23 protein-coding genes and 1 pseudogene are annotated in these 24,144 nt (G+C 69.8%); 15 read left to right on the forward strand and 9 right to left on the reverse strand.

Translation table 11 applies throughout. The features are described 5' to 3' along the window. The first annotated feature begins 237 nt into the window (after positions 1–237). From EV278_RS21595 to EV278_RS21635, 9 genes are all read left to right on the forward strand, one after another. Entirely contained in the window at positions 238–1,854 is a 1,617-nt protein-coding gene (locus EV278_RS21595; RefSeq protein WP_132095933.1) for a flavin monoamine oxidase family protein, read from the forward strand. A gap of 41 nt (positions 1,855–1,895) precedes the next feature. After that, a complete protein-coding gene (locus EV278_RS21600) occupies positions 1,896–2,300 on the forward strand; it encodes a cytochrome c (RefSeq protein WP_132095935.1) in 405 nt (134 codons plus the stop codon). A 96-nt stretch (positions 2,301–2,396) separates the two neighbouring features. Further along, entirely contained in the window at positions 2,397–2,891 is a 495-nt protein-coding gene (locus tag EV278_RS21605) for a RidA family protein (protein ID WP_132095937.1), read from the forward strand. A 270-nt stretch (positions 2,892–3,161) separates the two neighbouring features. Next, positions 3,162–3,425 (forward strand): flagellar biosynthesis protein FliQ, encoded by a 264-nt coding sequence (gene fliQ / locus EV278_RS21610; protein WP_132095939.1) that lies wholly within the window; start codon positions 3,162–3,164, stop codon positions 3,423–3,425. A 10-nt stretch (positions 3,426–3,435) separates the two neighbouring features. After that, the gene (gene fliR, locus EV278_RS21615) at positions 3,436–4,191 is read left to right on the forward strand and encodes a flagellar biosynthetic protein FliR (RefSeq protein WP_132095941.1); all 756 of its coding nucleotides are present in this window, start codon (positions 3,436–3,438) and stop codon (positions 4,189–4,191) included. A gap of 9 nt (positions 4,192–4,200) precedes the next feature. Continuing rightward, positions 4,201–5,283 carry a flagellar biosynthesis protein FlhB gene (gene flhB, locus EV278_RS21620; protein ID WP_132095943.1) on the forward strand — a complete coding sequence of 361 codons (1,083 nt, stop codon included), beginning with the start codon at positions 4,201–4,203 and terminating at the stop codon, positions 5,281–5,283. A 72-nt stretch (positions 5,284–5,355) separates the two neighbouring features. After that, positions 5,356–6,009, forward strand: coding sequence for a hypothetical protein (locus EV278_RS21625; RefSeq protein WP_132095945.1), 654 nt, complete (start codon positions 5,356–5,358; stop codon positions 6,007–6,009). 107 nt (positions 6,010–6,116) lie between these two features. Beyond that, the gene (locus tag EV278_RS21630; RefSeq protein WP_132095946.1) at positions 6,117–8,216 is read left to right on the forward strand and encodes an ATP-binding protein; all 2,100 of its coding nucleotides are present in this window, start codon (positions 6,117–6,119) and stop codon (positions 8,214–8,216) included. A 177-nt stretch (positions 8,217–8,393) separates the two neighbouring features. Continuing rightward, entirely contained in the window at positions 8,394–9,239 is an 846-nt protein-coding gene (locus EV278_RS21635; protein WP_132095948.1) for a hypothetical protein, read from the forward strand. Positions 9,240–9,410: 171 nt separating this feature from the next. Here EV278_RS21635 and rpoD read toward each other — a convergent pair whose 3' ends face one another. The 3 genes from rpoD to EV278_RS21655 form a co-directional block, all read right to left on the reverse strand. Further along, positions 9,411–11,363, reverse strand: coding sequence for an RNA polymerase sigma factor RpoD (gene rpoD / locus EV278_RS21640; protein WP_132095950.1), 1,953 nt, complete (start codon positions 11,361–11,363; stop codon positions 9,411–9,413). Positions 11,364–11,800: 437 nt separating this feature from the next. Beyond that, positions 11,801–13,693 carry a DNA primase gene (gene dnaG / locus EV278_RS21650; protein WP_132095952.1) on the reverse strand — a complete coding sequence of 631 codons (1,893 nt, stop codon included), beginning with the start codon at positions 13,691–13,693 and terminating at the stop codon, positions 11,801–11,803. 310 nt (positions 13,694–14,003) lie between these two features. Beyond that, on the reverse strand, positions 14,004–14,900 hold the full coding sequence (locus tag EV278_RS21655) for an EamA family transporter (RefSeq protein ID WP_132095954.1): 897 nt from the start codon (positions 14,898–14,900) through the stop codon (positions 14,004–14,006). A gap of 194 nt (positions 14,901–15,094) precedes the next feature. Here EV278_RS21655 and EV278_RS21660 point away from each other — a divergent pair, with 194 nt between their 5' ends. After that, positions 15,095–16,159, forward strand: a complete 1,065-nt coding sequence (locus EV278_RS21660; protein WP_132095956.1) for a DUF2855 family protein — start codon at positions 15,095–15,097, stop codon at positions 16,157–16,159. Between the two features lie 149 nt (positions 16,160–16,308). Here EV278_RS21660 and EV278_RS21665 read toward each other — a convergent pair whose 3' ends face one another. From EV278_RS21665 to EV278_RS21680, 4 genes are all read right to left on the reverse strand, one after another. Continuing rightward, positions 16,309–17,616, reverse strand: coding sequence for a hypothetical protein (locus EV278_RS21665; RefSeq protein WP_132095958.1), 1,308 nt, complete (start codon positions 17,614–17,616; stop codon positions 16,309–16,311). Between the two features lie 67 nt (positions 17,617–17,683). After that, entirely contained in the window at positions 17,684–18,766 is a 1,083-nt protein-coding gene (locus tag EV278_RS21670; protein ID WP_132095960.1) for a glycerophosphodiester phosphodiesterase, read from the reverse strand. A gap of 56 nt (positions 18,767–18,822) precedes the next feature. Continuing rightward, positions 18,823–19,134 (reverse strand): hypothetical protein, encoded by a 312-nt coding sequence (locus tag EV278_RS21675; RefSeq protein WP_132095962.1) that lies wholly within the window; start codon positions 19,132–19,134, stop codon positions 18,823–18,825. A gap of 160 nt (positions 19,135–19,294) precedes the next feature. Continuing rightward, the gene (locus EV278_RS21680) at positions 19,295–19,852 is read right to left on the reverse strand and encodes a hypothetical protein (protein WP_132095964.1); all 558 of its coding nucleotides are present in this window, start codon (positions 19,850–19,852) and stop codon (positions 19,295–19,297) included. A gap of 139 nt (positions 19,853–19,991) precedes the next feature. Between EV278_RS21680 and EV278_RS21685 the strand changes: the two genes are divergently transcribed. Continuing rightward, complete coding sequence (locus tag EV278_RS21685) at positions 19,992–20,588, forward strand: hypothetical protein (RefSeq protein WP_132095965.1); 597 nt, start codon at positions 19,992–19,994, stop codon at positions 20,586–20,588. Positions 20,589–21,317: 729 nt separating this feature from the next. Further along, positions 21,318–21,409, forward strand: a pseudogene (locus tag EV278_RS24545) (hypothetical protein); the annotation flags it as partial. A gap of 173 nt (positions 21,410–21,582) precedes the next feature. On the opposite strand, the gene EV278_RS21690 reads toward EV278_RS24545, so the two are convergent. Next, positions 21,583–22,005: a helix-turn-helix transcriptional regulator gene (locus EV278_RS21690; RefSeq protein ID WP_132095967.1), complete on the reverse strand. Its 423-nt coding sequence runs from the start codon at positions 22,003–22,005 to the stop codon at positions 21,583–21,585. A gap of 79 nt (positions 22,006–22,084) precedes the next feature. Between EV278_RS21690 and EV278_RS21695 the strand changes: the two genes are divergently transcribed. The 3 genes from EV278_RS21695 to EV278_RS21705 all read left to right on the forward strand — a co-directional run bounded on the left by EV278_RS21695 (position 22,085) and on the right by EV278_RS21705 (position 23,112). Continuing rightward, complete coding sequence (locus EV278_RS21695) at positions 22,085–22,306, forward strand: helix-turn-helix transcriptional regulator (RefSeq protein ID WP_207905544.1); 222 nt, start codon at positions 22,085–22,087, stop codon at positions 22,304–22,306. Between the two features lie 144 nt (positions 22,307–22,450). Then, a complete protein-coding gene (locus EV278_RS21700; RefSeq protein WP_132095971.1) occupies positions 22,451–22,675 on the forward strand; it encodes a helix-turn-helix domain-containing protein in 225 nt (74 codons plus the stop codon). Positions 22,676–22,722: 47 nt separating this feature from the next. Further along, positions 22,723–23,112 (forward strand): helix-turn-helix transcriptional regulator, encoded by a 390-nt coding sequence (locus EV278_RS21705; RefSeq protein WP_132095973.1) that lies wholly within the window; start codon positions 22,723–22,725, stop codon positions 23,110–23,112. Between the two features lie 563 nt (positions 23,113–23,675). On the opposite strand, the gene EV278_RS21715 is transcribed toward EV278_RS21705, so the two are convergent. Continuing rightward, complete coding sequence (locus tag EV278_RS21715; RefSeq protein WP_243692293.1) at positions 23,676–23,957, reverse strand: hypothetical protein; 282 nt, start codon at positions 23,955–23,957, stop codon at positions 23,676–23,678. Positions 23,958–24,144 lie beyond the last annotated feature (187 nt).

Genomic DNA, 24,144 nt, shown 5'->3' on the forward strand with positions numbered 1-24,144 from the left:
AAGATGGTCGCCGCGAATTTTCCGTCGGCGAAATCTTTGTTTTTTTCGTGAAATTTCAGGTCGCCCGCTCTCCGCACAGGCCAGGTCGCGGGCGCCCAAGGGCGCGGCGCCAGTACGTTTTCTCATAAGACGGACGAGTTTTTCGCATTGTTGTCGGACGGGCTTGGCCTGACATAGCCAGGGCGATCGCCTGCCTCGCAGGCGCCTTTCGCGACAACAAAAAATCGGGGATGCGGTATGGGTGATCTTTCGACGGCCGCGCCGGCGAGCGGGGCTGGCGGCGTACTGACGCGGCGGCGGTTTTTCGAGAGCCTGGCGGCTTTCGGCGGGGTGTCCCTGGCCATGGCCGGCATGGACGCCCTGGGCTTTGGCTTCGCGTCGGCCCAGGCGGCTCCGCCCAAGCTGGAGGGCGACGCCAAGGGGACCAAGGTCGTGGTGCTGGGTGCGGGCCTGGCCGGCATGACGGCCGCCTACGAGCTGACCAAGGCCGGCTACCAGGTGCAGGTCATCGAGGCCCGATCCTTCGCCGGCGGCCGCTGCCAGACGGCCCGCAAGGGCTTCCAGCACACCGACCTGGTGGGCAACAACCAGACCTGCGAGTTCGACGAGGGGCTCTACATCAACCACGGCCCGTGGCGGATCCCGTACCACCACCGCTCGACCCTGCACTACACCAAGCTGTTCGGGGTGCCGCTGGAGAGCTTCGTCAACGACAACGACGCGGCCTATGTCTATTTCGAGAAGGGCGACGGACCTCTGGCGGGCAAGCCGATCCGCAAGGGCCAGATCGCCGCCGACGCCCGCGGCTACGCCGCCGAGATGATCGCCAAGGCCGCCTCCAAGGGCCAGCTCGACGCGCCGCTGACCCCGGCGGACCGCGACCTGTTCGTGGCCTACATGATCAATGAGGGGCGGCTGTCGCCGACCGACCTGGCCTATACCGGCACGGAAGGCCGCGGCTTCGACGTCCATCCCGGCGCGGGCGTGGATCCCGGCCCGGGCAAGCCCTCGACGCCCTACAGCCTCAGCGACGTGCTGCACTCCAACGCCTGGCGCGTGCTCACCTCGGTGTCCGGCTACGAGCAGCAGCGCACCATGCTGCAGCCGATCGGCGGCATGGACCAGATCGCCAAGGGCTTCGAAAAGCGCGTCGGAACGCTGATCCGCTACTCCTGCGTGGTCGACAAGATCAAGCAGGGGCCCAAGGGGGTGGTCGTCACCTACACCGACAAGTTCGGCGAGCAGGACACCATCACCGCCGACTACTGCGTCTGCACCATCCCGCTCAGCGTGCTCAAGAACATCGACGCCGACTTCTCCAAGCCGTTCAAGGCGGCCATGTCGGGCGTGTCCTATGCGCCGGTCAACAAGATCGGCCTGCAGATGAAGACCCGGTTCTGGGAGGAGAACCACCACATCTACGGCGGCCACATCTACAACGACATGCCGGGCATCGGCACGATCACCCTGCCGTCTACCGGCTGGCAGGGTCAGAAGGGCGTGTTGCTGGGTTACTACGCGTTCGGCGGCGAGGCGGCCAAGATCAGCGCCAAGAGCCCGGCCGACCGCGCCGCCTTCGCCGTGGCCGCAGGCCAGAAGGTGTTCCCCGAATACGCCGAGAACTTCGAGAACGCCTTCTCGTTCAGCTGGCACCTGGCGCCGTTCAACCTCGGCGGCTGGGCCGAGTGGGGCGAGGAGGGGCGCAAGGCCGCCTATCCGGTGCTGTGCGAGCCCGACGGCCGGGTCTATCTGGCCGGCGAGCACCTGACCTATCTGGGCGGCTGGCAGGCCGGGGCCATCGAATCCGCCTGGCAGCAGATCGGCAAGCTGCACGCCCGCGTGCTCCAGGCGTGAAGGCGCGCTATGGCTGTTCCAAGGTTCTCTGGGGAGTTTTCATGAGTCGCTCGATCACCGTCTTCGTCCGTCTTGCGGGCGGCCTGCTGGCCGCCGCTGCGGTCTCGGCCGCCGCCCACGCGGCCACGCCTTCGGCCCTGTTCAACGACAACTGCTCGGCCTGCCACCAGACCACCGGCAAGGGCGTCAAGGGCGCGTTTCCGGCCCTGGCCGGCGACCCGTTCGTGCAGGGCGATCCCGGTCCGATGATGGCCACGGTCCTGGCCGGCCGGGCCGGCATGCCGTCGTTCAAGGACGACCTCTCCGACCTGGAGCTGGCCTCGGTGCTGACCTATGTCCGCACCTCGTGGGGCAACAAGGGCAAGCCGGTCAGCGCCTCCGACGTCGCCGCCGCCCGGGCCGCGATCAAGGCCGGCAAGAAGCCGGCCAGCCTGCAGGCGCACTAACAAGAACAACAAAGATCCGCTCGTCCCGGCGAACGCCGGGACGAGCGGTCAAGAAGACGGTTTCGATCCTTCGAACAAATTCAACAGGAGACGACCATGAAGCGCCTGATCCTCGCCGCCGCCGCTCTCGCCAGCCTCGCCGGAACCGCCGTCCACGCCCAGGAGATCGTCCGGGGCGGCGCGCCGACCTCGCCGATCGCCAGCGTGGTCACCGTGCCGGCCGGCTACGACACCATCTATGTCAGCGGCATGACCCCGCCGCCGCTTGATCCGAAGGGCGACCCGGCCCTGCCCGCCACCTTCGGCGACACCAAGACCCAGACCATGGGCGTGCTGACCCGCATCCAGGAGGCCCTCAAGAGCCAGGGCGCGACCATGGGCGACGTGGTGATGATGCGCGTCCTGCTGGTCGGCGACCCGGCCAAGGGCGGCAAGATGGACTTCCCCGGCATGATGGAGGCCTACAAGACCTTCTTCGGCACCGCCGAACAACCCAACAAGCCCTCGCGCATCACCAGCCAGGTCTCCTCGCTGGTGGCCGGCGGCATGCTGGTCGAAATCGAGGTCCAGGCGGCGCGGAAGCCGAAGTAAGCGACACGGCTCCGCCCCCTGCGGGGGCGGACAGACCGCGCAGCGGTCAGGGTGGGGGCAAGTGGTCGCCGCGCGGCGGTGAACACTTGCCCCCTACGGGCCGCTTCGCGGCCGTCTTCCCCCTAAGGGGGAAGAACCTCTCCAAGCGACCTTTCGCCACGCGCGCAAGCGCCCCCTGTTAATCCTCCCTAACTGGCTGTTAACCATGGCGGGCGATGGTGCGAGTCACCTGAAGTCCCCCGCGTTGACCGCGTAGTTAGAGGCCATCCGATGAGCGGAGCCGAAGTCCTGGATGTCGGCCGCGACGCCATCTGGCTGACCCTGCAGCTCTGCGCGCCGATCCTGATCGTCGGCCTGGTGGTCGGCGTGGCCATCGGCCTGTTCCAGGCCCTGACCCAGATCCAGGAAGCCACCCTGGTCTATGCGCCCAAGATCGTGGCGATCTTCATCGCGCTGCTGCTGTTCCTGCCGCTGATGGGCGCGCTGATGTCCGGCTTCATGAGAGAGATCGCCGCCAAGATCGCCGGGATGTAGGGGGCAGGACTTGGACAGTTTCGCCACCGTTCTGCAGGTCTATGCCGACGGCCTGGTCTTCGCCCGGATCGGCGCGATGGTCATGCTGATGCCCGGCGTCGGCGAGACCGTCGTGCCGCCGCGCATCCGGCTGTCGTTCGCCGTGCTGATGGCCATGCTGCTGGCTCCCCTGGTCTCCAAGTCGATCGTGACCGTCCCCTCCAGCGTCGGCGCCGTCGGCGGCGCGGTGCTGCACGAGGTGCTGGTCGGCCTGATGATCGGGGCGGTGCTGAAGCTGTTCGTCACGGCGTTGAGCACGGCGGGCGAGATCATCTCGATCCAGACCACCCTGTCCTTCGCCCAGACCACCAACCCGGCCGGCGCGCCCAGCAGCACCTCGGTGGCCACCTTCCTGTCGATGCTGGGCCTGACCCTGATCATGGTCACCGACCTGCACCACCTGTTCATCGGGGCGATGGCCAAGTCGTACGACCTGTTCCCGTTCAGCCGCCCGGTGCCGGTGGGCGACGCGGCCGAACTGGCCGTCCGCACCGTCGCAGACTCGTTCAAGCTGGGCCTGCAGCTGGCGGCCCCGGTCCTGGTGTTCTCGATCGTCTTCAACCTGGCGACCGGCCTGGTCGGCCGGGTGATGCCGTCGTTCCAGATCTTCTTCGTCACCTCGCCGCTCAGCGTCATCCTGGGCCTCTCCCTGCTGGGCCTCTCGCTCGGCGGCATCGCCATGGTGTGGACCGATCACTATCGGGACCTGCTGGCGGTGTTCAACTAGGGGGACGCCGTGGCCGACGAGCAGGACGACGCGTCAAAGACAGAAGAACCAACAGCCAAGAAGCTGTCGGACGCGCGCGCCAAGGGCGACGTCCCCAAATCCGCCGACATCTCGCAGCTGGCCTCGCTGTCCGGGGCGTTCGGCGTGGTGGTCATCGCCGGCGGCTGGCTGACCCGCGACATGGTCAATTCGCTGACCCCGTTCCTGGCCCATGCCGGCACCATGGACGTCGAGGGCGGCATCCGCGCCATCGCCAAGACGGCGGTCATGGCCGCCCTGCCGGCGGTGGTGCTGGTGATGGTGGTCTCGGGCCTGCTGGGCGCGGCGGCCAATGTGGCCCAGTCGGGCTTCATCCTGTCGGCCGACAAGATCAAGCCGGACCTCAAGAAGCTGGACCTGATCAAGGGCCTCCAGCGGGTGTTCGGTCCCGACGGCTTCGTGCAGTTCGCCAAGTCGGCCCTGAAGTTCCTGGTCACCGGGATCATCGCCTGGTTCGTGGTCAAGCCCGACGCGGCCCAGATCACCACCCTGGTCGGCATGGACGTGGCGGCGATCGCGCCGATGGCCCTGAAGCTGTGCATGAAGCTGTTCTGGATGGTGCTGATCTTCCTGGTCGCCACCGCCGGCTTCGACTGGTTCTGGCAGCGCCTGCGCTTCAACAAGCGCATGCGGATGAGCGTCCAGGACGTCAAGGACGAGATGAAGCAGTCCGAGGGCGACCCGCACATCAAGGGCAAGCAGAAGCAGCTGCGCATGCAGCGCTCGCGCCAGCGGATGATGGCGGCGGTGCCCAAGGCCACTGTCGTGGTCATGAACCCGACCCACTACGCCGTGGCGCTGAAGTACGAGCAGGGCGAGACCGCCGCGCCGATCTGCGTGGCCAAGGGCGTCGACGACCTAGCCCTGAAGATCCGCGCCGTGGCCGAGGAGGCCGGCGTCTACGTGCTGGAAGACCCGCCCCTGGCCCGCGCCCTCTACGCCGCCATGGACATCGACGAGCAGATCCCGGCCGAGCACTTCGAGGCTGTGGCCAAGGTCATCGGCTTCGTGATGAGCAACAAGCAGGCGAAGAAGCGGGCCTGGGCGGACTGAGCGTCTTCGCCTGAAGGTTGACCTTTCCCCGCAGGCCATGCGGCATGGACGCGTACGGTGGGGAAGGGCGGGATGGTCAAGGCGGCATACCTTGCGATCGGGTTGGTGTTGGGCGTCGCCGCCGTGGCGGGGCCGGCCTTGTGGCTGTACGATCCCGTCGACACGCCGAACCACATCGCCCGCGAATGCCGCCTTATCGCCGCCCTTGAGCGTGAACGCATGACGGGTCATGTCGAGCGAGCGCGTGACACGCCCTTGCCCTACCTGGTTCTCAGGGCCGAGCGCGTGAGCGGCGCGCCGACCGCTTTTGAACCGAAAGCCTGGCGCTGGAAGATCATCGATCGGGTCCTTGCGGCGCGCGCCCGCAAGGCCATCGCGCCGATCGCCTGCGCCGCGGCGATGGACAGGGCCAGGGCGCCGAAAGCCGTCCGCTACTTGCCCGGCCGCCCAGTGGAGACGTCTCAGCGCTCAGCCTATTCGCGCGCCGTGTTCTGGCCGGGCGACCACTACGCCCTGATCACTTGGAGCAGTTGCGACCTTCTTCCGCGCTCTTGGAGCCAGACCCGAAACGTCATGCTTCTGCGCCGAACGGGCGGAGTTTGGCGGTTGGTGGAACAAAAGGAGGTGCTCTTGATGCTGGCGGCGCGGTCTTATCGGGGGGCGGCGGAATGCTTCGCTCAAGATGCCGTCACACCACATTTCCGTCATGGAATCGGGAATCGATGACGAGCCGCGCTCCAAGGCTGGTTAAAGAGTATTCTAAACCCGAATCGACGGGCCTTCAGGCCCGCAAGGCTGAAGAAGGATTTCGGTCGACCATGACCGAGACGCCCATGAAAGACTTTGGCGCGGCCGACCCCGCCGGCGCCGGCAAGCGCCGCCCCGACCTGCTGATCTGGGGCGCGGCGGTCTTCCTGGTCCTGGCCGCGGTGTTCGCCGCCGCCCCCGCCCTGCGGGCCGGCCCCGCCACCTTGGCCGGCCTGCTGCTGCTGGGCGGCGTCGCCGGCGTGGCGATCCTGGGCCTGGTGGCCATTCGCGCCTCGACCGCGACCGGCGACGCCGAGCCCGAGGGCGCCGAGGCCTTCGTCGAGGCCCTGTCCGAGCCGGCCGCCGTCACCGCCGCCGACGGTCGCGTGCTGGCCGCCAATACCGCCTGGATCCAGGCCGTGGGCGACGCCCGGCGCCTGCCTCGCGGCGCGGCCGGAGCCCGCCTGTTCGCCGCCCTGGTCAAGGCCCGCGACGGGGCCAAGGGGGAGGGCGGGCGCGCCGAGGGGACGCTGGTCATCGCTGGCCAGGAGCGCCGCGCCGAGGCCGCCCGCCTGCGCGGCGGCCGCCTGCTGGTCCGCCTGCTGTCCGTGGTCGAGAAGGAGGTCTTCGTTCCGACCGCCGCCCCGGCTCCGATGGTCGCCCCGTCCGCCCCGGCCCCGCGGTCGCTGGACGCCTTCTCCGGCGCCTCGCCGTTCGGCGCGGCCCTGCTGGAGGGGCTGGACCCGTTCAACTCCCGCATCCTCGAGGCCAACCCGGCCCTGGCCGCCATGACCGGCCCCGTGCCGTCGGGCGCGCTGTTCGGCGCCCTGATCGACCCGCCCTCGCGCGCCGAGGCCGAGACCCGCCTGGCCGAGGGCAAGAGCGGCCCGTTCGAGGTGCGCCTGGCCCGCGACCCGGCCCGCATCGCCCACCTCTATCTCTACCGCGCCGACGGGCGGCTGGTGGCCTATCTGATCGACGTGTCCGAGCAGAAGCAGATGGAGCTGCAGCTGGCCCAGGCCCAGAAGATGCAGGCCATCGGCCAGCTGGCCGGCGGCGTGGCGCACGATTTCAACAACCTGCTGACCGCCATCCAGCTGCGCCTGGACGAGCTGCTGCATCGCCATCCGGTCGGCGACCCTTCCTACGAAGGCCTCAACGAGATCCGCCAGACCGGCGTGCGCGCCGCCGACCTGGTCCGCAAGCTGCTGGCCTTCAGCCGCAAGCAGACCGTGCAGCGCGAAGTGCTGGAGCTGGGCGAGCTGATCAGCGAGTTCGAGGTCTTGCTGCGCCGGCTGCTGCGCGAGGACGTCAAGCTGGTCACCGACTACGGCCGCGACCTGCCGCAGGTGCGGGCCGACAAGAGCCAGCTCGAGACCGCCGTCATGAACCTGGCCGTCAACGCCCGCGATGCGGTGCGGGCGGCCAAGGGCGGCGGCGTGGTGCGCATCCGCACCGCCCGCCTGACCCAGGACGAAGCCCAGAGCCTGGGCTTCCCCGGGGCCGAGGGCGACCAGGCCTTCATCGAGGTCAGCGACGACGGCCCCGGCATCCCGCCCGAGGTGATGGGCAAGATCTTCGACCCGTTCTTCACCACCAAGCCGGTGGGTGAGGGCACGGGCCTGGGCCTGGCGACCGTCTACGGCATCGTCAAGCAGAGCGACGGCTGGATCCATGTCCACAGCCGTCCGGGCGAGGGCGCGGCCTTCCGCATCTTCCTGCCGGTGCACGAGCCGACCCCGGCCCAGCAGGCCGTCGCCGCGACCGCCGCCGCCGCTCCCGAGGCCAAGCCGCGCCCGCCGCGCGACCTGTCGGGCGCCGGCCGCATCCTGTTCGTCGAGGACGAGGACGCCGTGCGCGGCGTCGCCGCCCGCCTGCTCCGCGCCCGCGGCTATGAGGTGCTGGAGGCCAGCGACGGCGAGGAGGCCCTGATCATCGCCGAGGAGCACGCCGGCACGATCGACCTGTTGATCAGCGACGTGATCATGCCCGGCATCGACGGGCCGACCCTGCTGAAGAAGGCCCGCGGCTATCTGGGCAACGCGCCGGTGATGTTCATCAGCGGCTATGCCGAGGCCGAATTCAGCGACCTCCTGGAAGGCGAGACCGGCGTGACCTTCCTGCCCAAGCCGATCGACATCAAGACCCTGGCCGAACGGGTCAAGCAGCAGCTGCAGGCGGCTTAGGGCCGTACAGCCGACAAATCCCTCCACGCCGCGATCCGGAGGCGTGGAGCGGTTCGGCGGCCCAGGGGGCGCTCGGCGAAAAAATCGCACGGTCACGGAAGAAAACGCGCGGTCCGGTCGTTGGACGGATCAGGAAGCGGTGGAAGCGCCGCTCCGAGCCATCTTCAGGAGAAGACCATGCGCAAGATCTCGTTCTTCATGACCGCCACGGCCGCCGCCATGCTGATGGCCGCGCCGATGGCGCAAGCTCAGATTCTCGGTGGCGGCGGCGGCCTGGGAGGCGGCCTCGGCGGAGGTCTCGGCGGCGGCTTGGGCGGCGGCCTTGGCGGGCTGACCGGACAGGGCGCCGGCGGGCTTACCGGCTCCGGCCAGTTCGGGACCCCCGACATCGGCGGCGTCGCCTCGCGCGCCACCGAGGCGACCGGCCGCGTGCGCGACCGCGCCACCGACGCCACCGGCCGGGTTCGCGACCACGCCGATCGCGCGACGCGGCGGGCTCGCGACACCGCCGGCGGCGTCCAGGGCCTGGCGCAGGGCGCGACGGGCAGCGCCGCCGCCAGCGGTTCGGCCGCCGGCTCTGGCTCGGCCTCGACCGCCGGCCAGTCCCTGACCGGCGTCCTGTCGGGCAATGGATCGGGCAGCGGTTCGCTGACCGCTCCGGACGCCAGCGGCGTGGCCTCGCAGGTCGCCGGGACGGGCCGCAACGCGGTCGGCGGCGCCCGCGACCGGGCGACCTCGGCCGCCTCGCGCGGAACGAGCACGGCCCGCAACGCCATCGGTTCTGCCCGCGATAGGGCGGGTTCGGCCAGCGCCAACGGCTCAGGCGACGCCGACGCGGCCGGCGGCCTGACCGGCGACGGCCTGTCCGGCTCGCTGACCGGCTCGGGTTCGAGCAACGCCTCGACCAGCCACGGCTCGACCGGCAACAGCGGCTCGCTGGGCCTGTCCGGCTCGGCCTCGCGCCACGGCGCCAGCGCCTCGGCCAACGGCGCCGGCTCGGGCGACGTCAAGGTCGGCAACTAGCCCGACCGCTCCGTCGGACGTTCAGGCGGCTCCGAGAGGGGCCGCCTTTTTTCGGGCGCGAGGCCCCCTCAGTCGGCTTCGCCGACAGCTCCCCAGAGGGGGAGCAGCCCACAGGAAAACGCCCGCCCGGTTTCCCGGAGCGGGCGTTCGATCTTCGAACCGCTGGAACCCTTACGAGTCCAGGAACGACCGCAGCTTGCGCGACCGCGACGGGTGCTTGAGCTTGCGCAGGGCCTTGGCCTCGATCTGGCGGATCCGTTCGCGGGTGACCGAGAACTGCTGGCCGACCTCTTCCAGGGTGTGGTCGGTGTTCATGCCGATGCCGAAGCGCATGCGCAGCACGCGCTCCTCGCGCGGCGTCAGCGAGGCCAGCACGCGGGTGGTGGTTTCCCGCAGGTTGGACTGGATGGCCGCGTCGATCGGCAGGATGGCGTTCTTGTCCTCGATGAAGTCGCCCAGGTGGCTGTCTTCCTCGTCGCCGATCGGCGTTTCGAGCGAAATCGGCTCCTTGGCGATCTTCAGGACCTTGCGCACCTTTTCCAGCGGCATGGCCAGCTTTTCGGCCAGCTCTTCGGGGGTCGGCTCGCGGCCGATCTCGTGCAGCATCTGGCGGCTGGTCCGGACGATCTTGTTGATCGTCTCGATCATGTGCACCGGAATGCGGATGGTCCGCGCCTGGTCGGCGATCGAGCGGGTGATCGCCTGGCGGATCCACCAGGTGGCGTAGGTCGAGAACTTGTAGCCGCGGCGGTACTCGAACTTATCGACGGCCTTCATCAGGCCGATGTTGCCCTCCTGGATCAGGTCCAGGAACTGCAGGCCGCGGTTGGTGTACTTCTTGGCGATCGAGATCACGAGACGCAGGTTGGCCTCGACCATCTCCTTCTTGGCCTGGCGGGCCTCGCGTTCGCCCTTCTGCACGGTCTGGACGATGCGGCGATAGTCGTCGATCGGCACGCCGGTCTCGGTGGCCAGGGCGGCGATTTCCTGGCGGATGTCGCTGACCGAGTTGCTGTCGTTCTCGACGAACTTGGTCCAGCGCACGCCCATGGCCTTGACCTGCTCGACCCAGTTCGGGTTCAGCTCGGAGCCGAAATAGGCCTTCAAGAACTCGCCGCGGCTGATGCCGTAGCTGTCGGCCAGGCGCAGCAGCCGGCCTTCCAGCCCGATCAGGCGCTTGTTGATCGCATACAGCTGCTCGACCAGCGCCTCGATGCGGTTGTTGTTCAGCTTCAGCGTCTTGAGGTGCTGGATGATGGTGTTCGACAGGCTCTCATAGGCCTGGCGGTCGGCCTCGCTGAGGTCGGCGCCCTTCAGGCGGCTGCCGACCAGCTTGTCCTGCAGCTTGCGGAAGGTCTCGAACTCGCCGGCGATCGCGTCGAGGATGGCCATCACGCCTTCGCGCAGTTCGCCTTCCATGGCGCTGACCGTGGGGCCGGCGCCGTCGTCGAAATCGTCCTCGTCCTCGCCTTCGCCCTCGGCCTTGGCCTCGCCGCCGGCTTCGTCGTCGACCGGCTCGGCCGGCTCGTCCTCGGCGGCCGGGGCGGCGGCCACGCCGTTGATCGCGGCGTAGGTGCCTTCCAGGTCGATCACTTCGCGCAGCAGGATGCGGCCGGTGCCCAGCTCCTCGCGCCAGACCATGATCGCCTCGAAGGTCAGGGCGCTTTCGCACAGCCCCCGGATCATGGTGTCGCGGCCGGCCTCGATGCGCTTGGCGATGGCGATCTCGCCCTCGCGCGACAGCAGCTCCACCGAGCCCATCTCGCGCAGGTACATGCGCACCGGATCGTCGGTGCGGTCATAGGCCGCGGGCTTGTCGCTGGTGATGACCGCCTGGTTGTCCTCGCGCGCGACGACTTCGCCGCCTTCCGAGGTCTCGGCGTCCTCTTCGGCCTCGACCACGTTGACGCCCATCTCGCTCAGCATGGCGAGGGTGTCTTCGATGGCTTCCGAGGTGACTTCCTCGGACGGCAGGACCTTGTTCAGCTCGTCCATCGTGACGTAGCCGCGGGCCTTGGCCTGCTTGATGAACTTCTTGACGCCGGCGTCGGTCAGGTCGAGCAGGGGCCCATCGCCGCCGGTGGCTTCGGGCGCTTCCGTCTCGGCCGAGGAATTGGTGCTCATTCAGGTCTCCGAAACGACGCGGCGCCGAAACGTGGCGCACGTCGAGAATGTGTTCGTGATGGGTCGCCTGCGCATCGCGCCCTGTCGTCCGTGCAAGCTGTCCAATGAACCGCTGAAAAAAATCTCAAGATAAACGCCTGACGCGCGCGGAAGAGCCATGGGCTAACGCTCCGCGAGCATGGCGCTTTGCGGAGGCGTCTTGTTCACGCGCGATCAGCGTCGACCCTTGAGGGTTTCGGCGGCCACTGGGACCTGGCGGCGGCGAGGGTGACATCCTGTTTCAGGGAGGGCGCGCGCATGAGAATGGCGGCCCGAGCGATGTCAATCAGCAGCGTGGCAAATCCTTGAGTCGCCAGATGGCGTTGCGTGACGCGCGAGTCAAGATGGAAGGCGTTCCGTATCGCTCTATTTCAGACGCCCGTCGCCTGGTCCCGGTCTCAGCTGGCCGCCTGCCAGAATTCCAGCCCGCTGATCTGGCGCTCCAGCGCCGCGATCCGGGTGCGCAGGTCGCGGGTGGCGGCCAGGGTGCCGGCGGTGACGGCCTCGCGACGCAAGGCTTCCAGCGCGCGTTCGCTGTCGGCGATCTCGATCAAAGCCTCGTAGCAGGCGGACCACAGGGCGCGGGCCTGGTGGACCTCCATCTTCGGGTCGAGGAAGGGCGCGCTGATTGCCGAGGCCACCCGTTCGGCTTCCGCTAGCTGCGGACCCAGGCCCTTGCGGTTGAGGATGTCGCGGAACGGGACGTCGTCGCTGATCTCGTCGGCCAGGGCCTCGAACAGCTCGACCGCCAGCGGGGCCAGACGCGGGTCGCCGAAGCCGACCCGTTCGATCGCCTCGTCATAGGGCCGGGCCCAGGCGGGGTGGCGCAGGGCGGCCACGGCCACGGCGGCGTGGAAGGGGTTCAGGCGGGTGGTGATCTGCGCCCGGGCCACGCCCCGGATGCCCGGGTCGGGCGGACCGCGATCACGGCCGCCTTTCCATTGGCCGCGCGGGACGAAGGGACGGCCGCCGCCATCGCCGAACCCGCCGCCGAAGGTCGGCTTGGGAAAAAGCGCGTCCAGCTTGGCGTAGAGATCGTCGCGATAGGCGGCCGACAGGTCCTTGTCGGCGATTGTCCCGGCGGCGGCCCGCAGCCGCTGCTTGAACCCGGCCTTGCGCTCGGGGGTGTCCAGCGGTTCCAGGTCGCGCTCGCGGGCGAACAGGGCGTCGACGAAGGGCGTGGTCTGAGTCAGCTGGGCCTTGAGGGCGGCCGGGCCTTGCTCGCGCAGCACGTCGTCGGGGTCCTTGCCGCCGACCACGATCGAGAACTTGAACGAACGGCCGGGCTTCAGCAGCGGCAGGGCGCGGTCGATGGCCCGGCTGGCGGCGCGCTGGCCGGCCTTGTCGCCGTCGAAGCTGAGGGTCGGCTCGGGATGCAGCCGCCACAGCACCTCCATCTGCTCCTCGGTCATGGCCGTGCCCATCGGGGCCACGGCCGGCAGGCCGGCCCGCTGGCAGGCGATGACGTCCATATAGCCCTCGACCACCAGCATCGGCGTCTGTTCCGTCGGCGCCGCGGCCTGGGCGGCGTGCAGCAGCTTGCGGGCCTCGTAGAGGCCGTACAGCAGCCGGCCCTTGTGGAAGAGCGTGGTCTCCGGCCCGTTCAGGTACTTGGCGCGGGCCTGGGGATCCATGGCCCGGCCGCCGAACGACACCACCCGGCCGCGGGTGTCGGTGATCGGGAAGATGATCCGGTCGCGGAAGCGGTCATAGGGCTGGCCGCCGTCTTCCGGCGCGATCAGCAGGCCCGCCTCGACCAGCTCGGCCGGCTTGGCGCCCTTGGCGACCAGATAGTCCTTGAGCGCGGTGCGCCCGCTTGGGGAAAAGCCGATGCGGAAGCGGCTCCACTGGTCCTCGGGCAGGGCGCGGCGGGCCAGGTAGTCGCGGGCGGCCTGGCCGACCGGGCGGCGCAGCTCGCTCTCGAACCAGGCCGCGGCCAGCTCCATCCAGTCGGTCAGGGTGGCGCGCTTCTTGTCGTCCTGGGCGGCGCGGGCGTCGGGCTCGGGCAGGGCCATGCCGGCCTCGGCCGCCAGCCGTTCGACCGCCTCGGTGAAGGTCAGCCGCTCGGTCTCCTGCAGGTAGGAGATGATGTCGCCGTGCTTGCCGCTGGAGAAGCAGTGATAGAAGCCCTTGTCGTCGTTGACGAAGAACGACGGGCTCTTCTCCTTGGTGAACGGCGACAGCCCCGCATATTCGCGCCCCTGCCGCCGCAGCTTCACCGACTTCCCGATCACGTCGGAAGGGCGAAGGCGTTGCTTCAGTTCGTCGAGGAAATGGTCGTCGAAACGCATGGTTGGCGGCTAGGGTCTTTCAGGCGGCACCATGCAGATACGTCGGGCTTGAGCCCAGACCCCCGGGCGGAGGCGTCAACGGCTTTCCGATGTTGTCCACAGATGCGGAGGTGGGGCGAATACGCCGCCTCCGCAGCGATCATCCGCCGATTCCCCACAATCCGCTCATCCCGACGAAAGTCGGGACCCAAGCTGACTCTCGGCAACGGCGCGGTGCGATCGTGCCGCCAACGATCCAAACTTCGGACTCGGCTTGGGTCCCGACTTTCGTCGGGATGACGGGGTTTGGGACGGATGAGCGGATCAAAAATCAGGCCGCCGCCAAAAACCGCGTCCTGAGTTTGGGCCACAACATGTTCACCGCCAAGCCCGTCAGCACCAGGGCCGCGGCGATCAGCTTCCAGGCCGGCAGGCTCTCGTGCAGCAGGACGGCCGAGGCGCCCATGCCGAACACCGGCACCAGCAGGGCCATGGGCGTCACGGTGGCGGCCGGGTGGCGGGCCAGCAGCCAGCCCCACGCGGCGTAGCCGAACATGGTGTTGCCGACCGCCTGCCAGGCCACCGCGCCCCAGGTCAGGGCGTCGGCGTGGGCGACGCCCGCCACGATGGCCGGCCAGCCCTCCAGCCACAGCGACATCGCAAACAGCGGCGGGATCGAGAACAGGCTGGCCCAGACCACATAAGCGAGCATGTTCACCGTACCGGCCTGGCGGGCGACGATGTTGCCGCCGGCCCAGCTGGCGGCGGCCAGCAGGATCAGCAGCACGCCCAGCGGCGTGGCCGCTCCGCCGCCGTGCGCGGCGATCAGCACGATGCCCGAGGCCGCCAGCAGCAGGGCCGCGACCTGGAACGGCTGCACCTTCTCGCCGCTGATCTTCATGGCCATGCCGATGGTGAAGAACACCTGGGTCTGCACGACCAGCGAGGCCAGACCCGGCGAGATGTGGCCCTTCATGGCCACGAACAGCAGGCCGAACTGCCCCGCCCCGATCAGCACGCCATAGGCCGCCAGGTTCTTCCACGGGACCTGCGGCCGCTTGATGAAGAACACCATCGGCAGCAGCACCAGGGTGAAGCGCAGGGTGGCGAACAGCAGCGGCGGCAGATGGTCCAGCGCCACCCGGATGACCACGAAATTGGTCCCCCACACCGCCACCACGGCCAGGGCGAGCAGGAAGTGACGCAGCGGCAGGGGCGTGTCGGTCATGGCGGCTTCCGATCGCAAGCGGGACTGCGGCCGGACTTGGAGCTTCGCGCCAGGCGTCGCAACGAAAACATTGTCTCCGATGACAATGAAGGCGGGGCTTTGGCTGGTCAGGTTCAAACAAACGTTTGACGTTCTGTCATGAGACGGGATTAGCTTGGGTTCTCGCGAGGCGATCCTCGCCAGGAGGCGCACCGATGACGAGCTGGGATTTCGTGGTCGACAAGACCGACCTGCGGCGAACCAAGATCGTGGAGGTCCCGCCGCCTCCCCTGGCCGAGGGCGAGGCGCGGCTGGCGATCGAGCGCTTCGCCCTGACCGCCAACAACATCACCTACGCGGTGTTCGGCGACCAGATGCGCTACTGGGACTTCTTCCCTGGACCGGAGGGCTGGGGACGGATCCCGGTCTGGGGTCACGCGCGGGTCGAGGCCTCCCGCCATCCTGAGCTCGCCGTCGGCCAGCGGTTCTACGGCTATTTCCCGATGTCGACCCACCTGGCGGTGACGCCCCGCAAGACCCGCACGGGCTTCGCCGACGCCGCGCCGCATCGGGCCGGGCTGCCGCCGGTCTACAACCAGTACCAGGCGGTAGGTGCGGCCAGCCCGGCCGAGGACTACCAGGCCCTGCTGCGACCGCTGTTCATCACCGGCTTCCTGATTGAGGACTTCCTGGACGAGAACGACCTGTTCGGCGCGCGGTCGGTGGTGCTGACCAGCGCGTCCAGCAAGACGGCGATCAGCCTGGCCTTTCAGCTGAAGCAGCGCGGCAAGGCGCGCGTGGTGGGCCTGACCTCGCCTCGCAACGCCGCCTTCGTCGAGGGACTGGGCTATTACGACCAGGTCGTGACCTACGACGCGGTGGCCTCCGCGCCGATCGAGGAACCGGCGGTCCTGATCGATTTCGCGGGGGACGCGCCGTTGCGGCGGGCCGTGCATGAGCGGTTCGACGACGCTCTGGCCTATTCCTGCGTGGTCGGCGGAACCCATTGGGAGGCCGAGCGTGGCGGCGGCCCCTTGCCGGGTCCGAAGCCGGTGTTCTTCTTCGCCCCCGACCGCATCCGCAAGCGCGCGGTCGACTGGGGGCCCGGCGGGCTGGACCAGCGCCACGACGCCGCCTGGACCCCGTTCGCCGCCGACGCGCCCCGGTGGCTGCGGATCATCGACGGCGTGGGCCCCGAAGCAGTGGCCGAGGCCTACCGGGCGGCGCTGGAAGGCCGCGCGGGGCCGGACGAGGGGCATGTGCTGAGTCCTCTCCCTTAGGATGGTCAAGGCCGCGCGCGGTCCTCGTCCTTCGACAGGCTCAGGATGAGGACCATGGATAGGCCCGATCAGTCGAAAACCTCATCCTGAGCTTGTCGAAGGGCGAGGTTTTCGCCTTCAAGCCCTGGAGGCGTCCGCCTTGAGATTCTCTACCGCGCCAGGTCCGCCGGCGTGGTCGGCTGCGAGATCACCGCCTCCATCCGCTTCCACCGCGCGTCCTGAGACGGGCCGGCCCGTTCGACGTAGGCCCGGACCATGTCCTGGCCGAGGTTGTAGTTGATCAGGTAGCTGCGATAGGTCTCGATGAAGCTCAGCGACTTCTCCGCCTTGGCGCGGGTGGTCAGGGCGTACTTGGCCAGGGCGGCCACGGCGGCGTCCTTGTCCATCTTTCCGGACAGATAGAGATCGGCGATGGTGTTCTGGACGCTGGCCAGGTCGGCGGTGGCCTTGGTCAGGGCGTCGTAGGTGGCGGCCGTGGCCGGATCCAGGCCGGCCAGCGGGTAGAGGGTCTTGCGCTCGAAGGCCAGCTTCTCGGCCCCCGGGAACGCCAGCTTGATCCCATAGTTGGCCGAGCCCTCGGCGATCAGCGACTGCGGCGAGAACAGCGGATAGACGCTGAACTCGACCCAGCCCTTGCCCTTGGTCAGCTTCTCTTCCAGCAGGGCGTTGAGCACATGATGGCCCGGATAGCCCTCGTGGCAGCCCAAGTCGACGGCGCGGCTGATCGGGGTGGGCAGGTCGGTGTTGACCTCGATCAGGCTGTGGGCCCCGCCCTTGTACCAGTTGTAGCCGCTCCAGGGCTTCCTGGTGACGAAGGCGAGGTCGAAGCGCTCGCCCTTGGGCAGGGCGATGTGGGCCTGCGTCCGCGCCTTGCACTCGGCGATGGCCGCCTTCATCACCAGCTCCAGCCGGTCGGTCGGGATCGTGTAGCGGGCCTGGAAGGCGGTGACGCGGGTCGCCAGGTCGCCCTCGCCGGGGACCAGCTTGTCGATCCGGGCCAGGATCGGGTCATAGGCGCTGAGCGGCTTGATCGGCGGCCGCACCCCGAACAGACCCTCGGCCTCGTCCTGGAAGCTGAATTTCTGGCCGGCCAGCATGGCCAGGCGGGTCTGGGCGGCCCGGACCTGGCCCGCCAGGAAGGCCTTGCGGCGGACCTCGTCCGGACCCAGCGCCTTGCCGTCGACGGCCTTCAGGGCGCGGGCCAGCCGGTTGGCCTCGGCACGCAGGGCGGGGACCTCGCGGGGCTTGGCCTTGGCGGCGGTCGCCCATTCGGCGGGGCCGTAATAGGCGTCGACATAGCCCGGCTCGCGCTCGCCGGCTTCCAGCGTCAGGCGCACGAAGTCCCCGGCGATCGCGTCCAGCTTGGCGCCTGCCGCGGCCTTGGCGGGCGGGGCGGCCACGGCGGGAGCCGCGAGCAGGGCGAAGGCGGCGGCCGCGGCGGCGAGGCGGAGGATCATGGAAGGCGCATCCAGTCGAAACGGACGCGCACGCTGCCTTGAGCCGCCCCGCGCCGCAAGGGCGCGGCTAGCCCCGCACCGCCGCCGCCAGGCCCGGAAAGTCGCTGAACAGGCCATCGACGCCGGCCGCGTAGAGCGCCTTGAACACCGCCGAGACCTCGCCCGGCTGGGCCAGGTAGTCGGCGGCCGCCGCGTCGCCCCGGCGCAGGGACGAGGGCAGGAAGTAGTTTTCGGCCCGCACGGTCCAGGGATGGACGACAAGGCCAGCGGCGTGGGCGTCCTTCACCAGGGCGGTGGCCGGCAGAAGGTTGGCGGCGTCCTGCGGCACCACCTGGGTCTTCTCCGGTCCCAGGCCGTCGGCGTAGAGCGCGACGCCCTTCAGGCCCGAGGGGCTGCACAGCTGGGCGTAGGTCGCGTTCGGCAGGTCGGCCGGGCCGCCCTCGCCGGCGGTCAGCTGCACCAGCCGCGCCCGGGTCTTGCCGCGGATCCTCTTCAGCGGCGTGACCTCGAAGCACTGGACGAAGACCGGGGCGGTCGCGGAGTCCAGGTCGTGCTTCTTGAGCAGGGCCACCAGGCGGTCCTCGAGCGGCAGGCCGATGCCGGCGAAGTAGCTGGGGTGCTTCATCTCGGGATAGACGCCGATCGTCCGGCCGGTGCGCCGGGCGCCGGCCTTGGCTATGGCCACGACCTCGTCGAAGGTCAGCAGCGGGGCCTGGCCGTCGTACTTGGTGTTGCCGGGACGCAGCTGCGGCAGGCGTTCGCGGGCCCGCAGGGTCTTGATCTCGGCCAGGGTGAAGTCCTCGGTGAACCAGCCGGTGACCGCCTGGCCGTCGATGGTCTTGGTCGCCTTGCGGCCGGCGAACTCCGGGCGGCTGGCGACGTCGGTGGTGCCGCCGATCTCGTTCTCGTGCCGGGCGATCAGGTGGCCGTCCTGGGTCGGGACCAGGTCGGGCTCGATGAAGTCGCAGCCCTGGTCGATGGCCAGGTCGTAGGCCAGCCGGGTATGCTCGGGGCGCAGGCCCGAGGCGCCGCGGTGGGCGATGACGATCGGCCGCTTCGGGTCCGCCGCGAAGCTCAGGCCGGAGGTCAGGGTCCCCGCCAGGGCGGCGGTGGTGAGGGCGCGTCGGGTCAGCAGGGTCATGGCGGCCATCTAGCGCGCCGATGTGACGGTTTGACCAGCCTCGACGCTCCCCCTCGCGGCCTTTCCTAGTCCTTGCCCGAGCGGCTGAGGATGGCCAGCAGGCTCTGCGACTTCTGGGGCAGGTCGGAGGCCAGGCGCGAGGCCATTTCGCGCACGCCGACCGCATAGGCCTCGCCGCCCTCGGCGATCTCGCCGGCTCGCCGCGCCAGGTCCTCCAGGTCGCGGGCCAGGGCCTCGACCTGCTCGCGGGCCAGCAGCCGCGCCTCGCGCTGCAGGCGCCGGACGCGCTGGGTGGTGGTCTCGGGCCCGCGGCCGAGATCATAGACCTCGACGGGGCCGGTCTGTTCGGGGACCAGGGTCAAAAGCGGACCGTTCATGACGTCGTCGCCTCCTCGGGCGGCGTCCGGACGTGGCGCCGGCCCTCGACAATAGAAGGCTGCGCCAGGGCCGAGCGTTCCCCGGCCCGGCGCCGTTCCGCACGATCGTCCGGCGCCGTGGCCCCCATGCCACAGCTTCGCGCGGAGGTGGTTTGCGCCCTTATGAAGCGGGGGGTTTGGTCGCCGGCTTGCCCGCCGTCGGCGCCCCCGGTTCGCAGGGGCCCTGGTAGGTGCTGACCGCGTTCAGGCGCAGGGTCTGCTTGCGCCCGAAGGCCGAGACGACCAGCTCCAGGTCGGTCCTGGCGGTGGTCACGAAGTCGCCGCTGACCCGGCCGGTCAGGGCGTAGTCGATGTGGTCCTTCTGGCAGGCGTGGTCCAGGCGGAAGCCGTCGGCCGTGCGCGTCACCGTCGGATTGCCGCAGGGCGAGACCTTGCGGGCCGCCTCGGCGCCGGGGTCGAAGCCCTGGCCCACGCACTGGGTCGAATCCTCGGGCCCGGCCGGGGTCTGGGTGACCGTCTTCCACAGGCCGGGCTTCAGGGTGGTGGGGCCGCCGGCGACCGGGGCGGCGTCCGGCTGGGCGATCGGCGTCTGGCTGGAGCCGGCCGCCGGGTCGTGGGTCCGGTCGTCGGTGCGGGAGCAGGCGATCAAGCCGAGCAGGGCGGGACCGAGCAGCAGGATCGGGACCAGGCGGCGGGAACTCGAAACCAGGTGAGGCATGGACCAAGCCTAACGCGTTCAGCGGCCGGCGGGAAAGCCCCGTCTCGCCCCCCTCGCCCCGCCCCGCCTCGCCCCGCCCCGCCTCGCCCTATCTCAGACGGCCCGCGCCTTCCCTGGCGACTCGCCCCATGCTCCCGCCATGGCCGACGAAACCCTCGAACAGCTGATCGACCGCCTGCGCTTGGTGGAAGCGCAGATCGAGGCCGCCTTCGCCGCGCGGGACGCCGAGCGGAGCGCCGCCGCCGGCCTGGTGATCGAGGGCGGCAAGCCCTGCTTCAAGGCCGACGCCCTGCGCCGCCAGCGCGCCCACCGCAAGGGCCTGCGCCTGGCCGCCACCCCGTGGCCGACCCTGCTGACCATGCCGCTGATCTACGGCATGGCCCTGCCGCTGATGATCCTCGACCTCAGCGTCAGCCTCTACCAGCTGGGCTGCTTCACCGCCTGGGGCATCCAGCGGGTCAAACGCTCCGACTATGTCGTCATCGACCGCCACCGGCTGGGCTATCTGAACCCCGTCCAGAAGCTCAACTGCGTGTTCTGCGGCTACGGCAACGGGGTCATCGCCTACGCCCGCGAGATCACCGCCCGCACCGAGCAGTACTGGTGCCCGATCAAGCACGCCCTGAAGGTCAAGGGCAGCCACGAGCGCTATCGCGACTTCCAGGCCTATGGCGACGCCGAGGGCTATGTGGCGAGCTCGGGGGCGTATCGCGAGCGGCTGAAGCGGGGGGCTTAGGCTGGCCCCGGTTCTTCTCGCCCCGGCCTCGCCAGTAGAAGGCCCACATGTCCGGCTCGGGCGGCGCGACGCCGTCCTCGGCCATCTGGCGCACCCAGCGAGGGAAGTGGAGGAGAGCCTGGTGGGCGTCGTGGGGATGGTCGCGGCGGATCTGGGCGAACTTGGCGATCGCCGCCCGGACGAAGCCGGCTTTTCGCATCGCCTTGATGTAGCCCTTCATGGCGCGCTTGAGCCGGGGTCGGCGGACGCGTCTGGCGCGGGGCTGGGTCATTGGAAGGGCTCCTTTTTTGTTTCAAGGACCGGGGGAGGCGATCACTTGCTCCCTACGGACCGCTTCGCGGTCGTCTTCCCCCAGAGGGGGAAGAGCGCTGGCTCCGCCCCCCATGGGGGCGGACAGACCGCGAAGCGGTCAGGTGGGGGCAAGTGTTCGCGGGCACGATCTCTCATCCTCACGCGATCACTCGCTGAGCGGATGGAAAGGGTCGCGGAGCGCCGGACATCGTCCGGAGGTCTTTGAGTTATTACCGTTTCGACGAAGCCCATATCGCTCCGCGCGCTCGTTATTCGCCAGCGTCCGGTAGGCAGCGCTCTTAACGCTTAGCCGGACCCGGTCTCGATCCCTTTGGGGAGAAACCGGACGACAGGGGCGCGGGCCGCCAGGCAATCACGCGCTTGGTCCCCATCGACGCCGACGGCGGGCGGGGCCTGCAACGCCAGGCTCCCCGGACACGCTGGAGTAACCCCCTCCAGCCCAGTCCCGCTCGATCGCCCCCCGCCGCCGCATCGGTCGCTGGCCATGCGCCCTTTCCCCGCGTCGAGGTGAGACCAGGATAAGGGCGCCCGGAGAGGGTGAGGGGCATAAAGTTTTAGCGCAGCAAGATCAGCGGCTTGTCCGCCACAGTGACGGGGACATGCCCTTGCGGCGTGTCCCCAAGCCCTGGCTCAGTGCGAACTCTGGGGACACGCTGCGAGGGCGCGTCCCCGGCCGCGCGCCCTACGCCGCCGCGCCGCGCAGCGCCGCCGCCGTCGTCTGGACCAGGGCGGCCAGGCGGTGACGCAGCGGACCGGGCGGCAGGTCCAGCCAGGCCTCGGCCAGGGCCAGGCCGCCGGGCGCGCCCAGCATTCGCGCGGTCAGCGACGCGCCGGCCTCGGCCTCGCCCGTCGCCGGCGCGCTATCGGCCGCGTCCGGCAGGCCCTCGAAGAAGGCCGCCACCGGAACCTCCAGCGCCCGGGCGATGGCGTGCAGGGCCGAGGCGCTGATCCGGTTGGCGCCGGTCTCGTACTTCTGCACCTGCTGGAAGGTCAGGCCCAGCCGCCTGGCCAGCGCCTCCTGGCTCAGGCCCCGCAGCTTGCGCCGCCACCGCACGGCTTGGCCGACATGGACGTCGACGGGATGGCGGTCGGCGATGGGTTTCATGGCGTGACTTGCCTCCTGGTTGAGAAAATACACACTGTCAGTATGTAGAATGCGACGCCGACCAAGGCAACGGTCCGGCGTGGCCGACAAAGACGATCTCCTCGCCCTGGGGCGCGAAATCCGCCGCCATCGCAAGGCGCTGGGCCTCAGCCAGGAACTCCTGGCCGAGCGCGCCGGCCTGCACCGCAACTATGTCGGCTTCCTTGAGCGCGGCGAGCGCAATCCCAGCGTCACCACCCTGTTCCGCGTCGCCCAGGCGCTGGAGGTCCGGGCCGCCGATCTGGTGGCGGGCGTCGGCTAGGGCCTGGACCTCCGGCGAAATCGGAAATCTGTGGTCTATAGTCCGTGGTTTGACGGGCCGGCTTGCTGTTCTGTCGTCGGATGACCCGCCGCCGACCCATCGCCCCGCCCGCGCGCCGCCGCCCTCCGACCGGACTTCGCCGCCATGGCTAGGCCGGATCTCGGACGGCTGGGCCGGGCGCTCCGCGACCGCCGCGAGGCGCGGGGCTGGACCCGCGAGGGCCTGGCGGCCGCCGCGGACCTCGACGCCGAGGCGGTCGCGGCGATCGAGGCCGGCGACGCCGACCCGCCCTTCACCGTCCTCGTCCGCCTGGCCCGCGCCCTGGACGCGAGCGCCGCCGACCTGCTAGGCGCCGCCGACGCGCCCTGACCGTCGCCGGGGATTGCGTCGTACCCGTTTTGTTCCATACTGGGGCGATGGAACAGCGGTCGGACAATCCCCCGCGCGGCGGTCGTGACGAGCGTGCGCGCGTGGGCTGGAACCTGCGCCGCCTGCGCGTGACGCGCGGCCTCACCCAGGAGCGGCTGGCCCAGGAGGCCGGCGTCGACCGCACCTATGTCAGCGGCCTGGAACGCGGCCGCGAGAACCCCACCGTCGACCTGCTCGACCGCCTGGCCCTGGTCCTGGGCGCCCCGCTGGGCGCGTTCTTCGTCGAACCCCCCGACCGCGCCGCCCCGCCGCCGGTGCTGAGGGCGGGGAGGAAGCGCCGAAGACCGCCGGACGACGGCCTCGCCGAGCCGGCCGGACGGCCGTTCCTCGTGGAGGGGCGGCGGGGGGTCGTGGCCTGGGGGGCGCTGGCGGGGTGAGGGGGCTCCCGCCTTGGCGAGCGCCCTTCGAGGGGGCTCTCAGAGTCCCGGCGCGCCCGAGACCCGCAAAGCCGCCGCCGTCGCCTGCACCAAAGCGGCCAGCGGTGACGCAGCGCTCGCGCTGAAGGCGGGCCGGAAGGCGCAATAGGTCTCCTTCTCCCCTCGCGGGAGAAGGTGTCGGCGAAGCCGACGGATGAGGGGTCTCTGGGCCTGGCCGGCGAGATCACCCCAACCGTTCCGGCACGTCCATCGCTTCGTCCAGCACGCGCAGGATCACCACCTCATCGCCTTCAAGCCGGAACGCCACGACGTGCCGGGGATGGCCCACGCGTTCGTCGGGCGGCAGGTCGGCGCGGCTGAAGCGGATGGGATAGAGGCGCAGGTCGGGCGGCAGATCGGGATCGGTCCGGACGCCGGGCCGACTGGAATCCTCGCGCAGCGCCGTGAAGGCCCGTTCCAGCAGCAGGCGGTAGAGGCGGCGTTGCGCTTACCGAACCGGGCTTCGCTCCAGGCCAGGATGGCCGCCACGTCGCGGCGGGCGCCGGACGTGAGCCGCGATCGCTTCACGCGGCGTGCGAGGCCTCGTCCAGTTCCGCCTCGATCTGATCGAACCAGGCGCCAAGGTCGTCGACGATCTCGAAACGGCCCGCGTCGAGGTCGTCGAGGCCTTCCTGGATCAGGGCCTTGAAGCGTTCGACCTTCGCGGCTTCGCGGCGCTGCTCGCGTTGCAGCAGATCGACGGCCGCCGCCAGCACCGCGTCGGCGTCGGGACAGGCGCCGGAGGCGATCTGGGCCTCGACGAAGGCTTCCAGCGGTTCGGGCAGGATGACGGAGCGCGCGGTCATGGGGTGAGGGTAGGGCGAAACCGGAGTTTCTCAAAGCGTGGGCGGCGCGCCCCTTCCTCGCGAAGGGGAGCCAGCCTTTCATCTCACGGCGAGACGTGACCCCCATTTTTCATCCAGCGATAACGAGAGTCCTGGGTTGATTTGAGCCTTGGTGTTGGTGGGTGGCAAGAGGCCGGCGCGCGGAGCT

Source organism: Caulobacter sp. BK020, from assembly GCF_004342605.1.
Classification (GTDB): Bacteria; Pseudomonadota; Alphaproteobacteria; order Caulobacterales; family Caulobacteraceae; genus Caulobacter.